General features: G+C 32.0%; 3 protein-coding genes. All 3 read right to left on the minus strand.

Going from position 1 to position 5,000, the window contains the following annotated elements; all coding sequences use genetic code 11:
* Positions 1 to 9: 9 nt before the first annotated feature.
* From JCM9152_RS20700 to JCM9152_RS20710, 3 genes are read right to left on the minus strand one after another with little or no spacing between them, the layout of a single operon-like run.
* Entirely contained in the window at positions 10 to 1,647 is a 1,638-nt protein-coding gene (locus JCM9152_RS20700; protein ID WP_035347653.1) for an acylphosphatase, read from the minus strand.
* Between the two features lie 30 nt (positions 1,648 to 1,677).
* Positions 1,678 to 3,300: an acylphosphatase gene (locus JCM9152_RS20705; RefSeq protein WP_035347655.1), complete on the minus strand. Its 1,623-nt coding sequence runs from the start codon at positions 3,298 to 3,300 to the stop codon at positions 1,678 to 1,680.
* Positions 3,301 to 3,316: 16 nt separating this feature from the next.
* On the minus strand, positions 3,317 to 4,741 hold the full coding sequence (locus tag JCM9152_RS20710; protein WP_052016261.1) for an ATP-grasp fold amidoligase family protein: 1,425 nt from the start codon (positions 4,739 to 4,741) through the stop codon (positions 3,317 to 3,319).
* Between the last annotated feature and the right edge of the window lie 259 nt (positions 4,742 to 5,000).

Below are 5,000 nucleotides of genomic sequence, written 5' to 3' on the forward strand. Positions count from 1 at the left end.
TTCTTTCTTTTAATTTCTAACCAACCTCGCCATTTTCTTCAAAGACATTCCATATTTCCACGATCGACTATCTTGTATTTTTTTATTTTCTTTTTGTACTCTATAAAGCTCTTTTTCAGTACTTTTTAAATCACGTTCTAATTTTTTTATGGCAGATTCAACTGTTTTCAATTTATTCATATTAAACATTTCAGTTATTTCAAACCCAACCTTTATATATTCTTTCCAACTCTCTTCCAAAACCTTGGAAACTTTTGCTAGATTTTGATTATTAGTTATTAAATCTTTAAATGTATTAAGGTTTTCCTTTTCTGTTCCACCGACTACTATCTCTATTTCATTATCAACAGTATTTTTAATAAAGCCATGTAGGTTTAAAGTAACGGCGTTACTTTTCAACCACCTGTGATATTTATATCGTGTTACATTCCCTTGGACTATAAACTTTTTTGCATACAACGTTCCAATAGGCGCCTTAGGTAATTCAACTTCGATTGCTGATCGATTTTGTAACGGTTCTAATGCAGCATTTAGATCAAAATATACTCTCGATTTCTTTGTAGCAAAATCTTTAGTTTCTGGAAAATAGTAATCAATAATAGCAGCTGGTATGTCTCTTGCTTTGCCTTGTATTGGGTATAATATACCACCAATTTGCGCTGTTGGGTTTAATTCAATAACGACTGCCCCTTCTTCAGGAGGTAAATGTTCATTTACAATAATATCTACGCCACCATGATATAATCCAGGTATAGCATTGATTGCCTTTATTGCAATTTCTTTAATTGAATTAGGCAGTTCATCTGTTACATCTATTGGGTCTCCACCTGAAGAAACATTTGTTTTTTTTCTCAAGTAGATAATATCACCTTTTTTTGGAATACTCTCTAAAGAGTATCCTTCTTTTTCAATTTCTTCTAATATTTCTATATCTATTTCAATTAAGCAACTAAACAAACGAGGATTTTTTTTTCTTTGTTCATTTTTCAATGTAATTAACTCTTCAACTGTATGGACTCCATCCCCAATGATATTGGCTGGTACTCGATTATAGGCCGCTATAGTTTTATCTTCAATAACGTATACTCTATATTCTTTACCTGCTACATATCTTTCTATAATCACTTCACCATATCCTAGAATATTTCTAACATATTTTAATGATTTCTTGAGCTCATTCTCATTTTTTATATTAGTAATAACACCATTACCTAAACTTCCATTTGTAGGTTTTAAAACTAACGGAAATCCTATGCCAATGCTATAATCTAAAATTTCCTCTTCTGATGCTCCTTCTGCAAAGCCTTTACCTTTCGGTACTGGTATCCCTGCTTTATCCAACCAAATTTTAGTTAATTCTTTATCTGATCCAATCTCCACAGCCTCATTGGTTACTTTATCACCTCGTGTTCTAAAGAAATAATGAGTTCTTTTCTTTGAACTTAATGAAAATAATCTCCCTGGAGGGTTAACTCCAAAAACCGTCATATTTTGAAAATGCTCGGAATCTTTCGTATACCATTTTAATGTTAATCCCCTTCTCCATCCTTCAAGAGCAACTGAAAATGCACATAACTTTGTTTTTCTAGCCGCTGTCACGATGTGGTTTGGTAATTGTGGTAACCCTATTGAATGGTCTTCTTTCACTTTATTCTCCCCCCTGATAAATCTTATTATTTACTTATAATATTTTTTTATGAGGTCACCTAAGACGCGCATTGGTAATGTCACTTTCCAAGCTTTACTTGCGCTTAAAATTTTGTTTTCTTTCTTGGCTTTTCTTAATTCAAGCTCGGTCAAATCATACTCTTTTTTTATATAATTATACAACTCAATTTGTTTTTTTAAATCATTTTTAATTTCAAATCCTACTTTAATGGGCTGATCATAATTACTCGAATTTATTTGCTCAACCACTGAACGTTCTGGATCCTCTTCTATATCATGAATAAAGCTATCAACCATTTCTTCGACTGTCCCAGCTACAACAATGTTTATACTTCCATCCTCATTATTAATGACCATACCATGAAGATTACGTTCAAATGCCATTTTTCTTAATCCTCGATGATAATCAATCCTTTGAACTTCTCCCACAACATGATACTTTTTCATATATATTGTCCCTTTAGGAATTGGCGTAACTGTTGTTATTTTAGCCGAATAAGTTAATAAAGGAAACAAAACATCAGAAAAATCAAAATACAATACATCATTCAAACGTCCTTTTCTTGACGTCTCCGGGAAATAAAAATCAATTATTTCAGCAGGCACATCACTAGATTTTCCTATTTTAGGAAACAATAATGAACCAATCTGTGCTGTTGGATTAATTTCTAAGACTACATACTCACCATTATTTCCTAACATGACATCCACTGCTCCATGTGGTAAATTTGGTATAGAATGAATCGCCTTAACCGCTACATCCTTTAATTTCTCTGGTAAGTCATCAATGACACTAATCGGATCTCCACCTAATGATATATTTGATTTTTCTATAAGAGTCAACCTTTCACCATCTGGCAATATATCTTCAAGATTATACCCTTGTTTTGATATATGATTAATTACTTCTTGATCTTTTTTTATTAAACAACTTATCAACCTTGGGTTTTGACTTCTTATATGATTTTTTTGATCAATTAATTGATCAATAGTACTTTTACCATCCCCCTTTACATTTGCTGGAACTCTTTGTATAGCTCCAACAACTTTATCACCTACAACATACAATCGATATTCATGACCTTGAATAAACTCTTCAACAATTATCCCATTAGGATTAGGTACTGACTTGGCCATCTTAATTGCATCTTTACATTCATCAATCGATTGAATGTTTGTAGTTACTCCTCTTCCAAAACTGCCATCTAAAGGTTTGATAACTAGTGGGAAATCTAACTGCTTTACGTATTCAATCACATTTTCTTCAGAAGTATCCAAAGAGAATAATTTACCCCTTGGGGTTACGATTCCTTTTTTTTCTAAGTACTCCTTCGTTTTTTCTTTGTTAGCCCCTATCTCCACTGCTTCATTTGAGACCATATCCCCTCGAGTCTTAAAAAAATAATGTGTCCTTGTTTCAGAGCTAAGAGAAAATAATTTGCCCGGTTTATCATCAAACCATGTTTTCATATCTTTAAACTCCTCTGAATCTTTAACATGCCACTTTAAAGTTAGTCCACGCCTCCATCCTTCGAGAGCAATTAAATACGCATCAAATTCTGGACCACGAGCATCTTCAACAACTTCCATTGGAAGATGAGCGAGCCACTCTTTATTAATTATTTCAACCATTTTATTTCCTCCTAAATTACTCAAAAAACTCTTCCATCAATGTTGTATAAGTGTGAAATTGTTTTCCGTGTATCAAATCATCGGTTAATCGTTGCTGAGCACTTAAATAGCACTCTCCTAACCACTGATCTGTTTCTTTATTAAATTGATCATAATTTCCTGGTTTTGGTGTAAATTCTCCAAAGATTAGTTCATTTTCTGACTTCAAAAAATCGATTCTAACAAATGGAGTTGGAATTTCAACACTTATACTTTCTACCATGATTATATCATGTGGATTCACAGCTTCACCTTCATAAAGCTCTTCCTGATATTTCCCAGTAGTTATGTGTTCTCCCTTTGAATTCCACCAACAGTATTTAATATTAGGATATCGAGTAACTTCTAAAATTAGTTCAACTTTACCGTAGAAACAATAAAATTTATAGTCCTTTGCTGGTTGATTTTTACTGGAGTTACCAATAATTAATTCTTCGACTAACCAATTATCCTCACTTACCCAACCATCGATAAGATCTTGCTTCATTTTGTTTATTAGCTCTTGCTTACTTTTAAGTGTATTTTGTCTCTTAACATCACGAATATGATTAAATTCAAAATATAAATAAACCCCTCTTGAACCAGCACCATGAAAAGGTTTAATAACACTGTTGTCAATAATCGGAATGTCATCAACAGTAAACGAACTTTTCACCCACGGTCTTTTAACATTTAAATAATCAATAAACTTATAGGCTAATGCTTTATTATCTAATATTTCTTCCGGCAAATTCGAGTGTAATTGCTTTAAACGAGCTCTCATTGTTAATAGTGCACTGAAAGAAGTTGCATATTGCAGTTCTATTTCTCCATGATCAGTCAATTGCCTGATCAAAAATTCTGGGAAGCCTTTAATATTAAATCCTTCTAATGCAAGAGAATAAACATAATTTCTTAATTCTTTGTTTTCATTTCGATAAGTTTTCGCTGCTATACATATTGCCTCGTAATAGTATTTATCCATTAACATCTTTTTCTCAATAAGATCATTTAAATACTCTGTAATTTGGCCATTTTCTTTTGCTTTTTTTGAAATTATCTTCAAATCATTTTTCTTTAAGTTTAATTCTGCTCCACCTGTGGAATTCGTTATTTTTCTCAACTGTTCTCTTACTTCTTTAGTTTCGCCTAGCGATTCCTTATATTTCATTTGCAAATCATTATACCTATCCTCAAATTGCAAATACTCATGGCGCCTTTTTAATAATTCCAATAATCTTTTTAATTCAGCAAAAAAGTACAACATTTTCCTAAATAGCAGGCTATATCTCCAAATTCGGCTTCTTCTTATTTGTTTTATTTTTTTTCTTTCTTTTCTAATTTCTTTTTTTAAGAGGTTAATTTTAGCTTCAGCTTCGACTATCCTAGGCAAAACATTGATTTGCTTTCTTTGTATACTCAATTAAATATACACCTTCCTTTAAACCGCCTATTTCTCCCAAGAAGATTATAAAACATAGATTTTAGAAATATTTTCTTTAGGCCGTTCGTTCATACCTCTCATTAGAAATATGCGGTTTAATTTAATTACAATATGATACTTAGCATAACTTTTTTTGAGATCATCGTACAATGTGTGATGATCTCAAAATTATATTAAAAAATAAATTCCTTTATCCTACCTAGATGCTTCCCATACCCAAACTGCTCCTCAACATAGG

Origin of the sequence: Halalkalibacter hemicellulosilyticusJCM 9152 (assembly GCF_000513115.1) — a bacterium.
GTDB classification, from domain to species: Bacteria; Bacillota; Bacilli; order Bacillales; family Bacillaceae_D; genus Halalkalibacter; species Halalkalibacter hemicellulosilyticus.

Coding starts and splice junctions, on each gene's coding strand:
- JCM9152_RS20705 (WP_035347655.1), bottom strand. CDS start 3,300: ATGGTTGAAATAATTAATAAAGAGTGGCTCGCTCATCTTCCAATGGAA.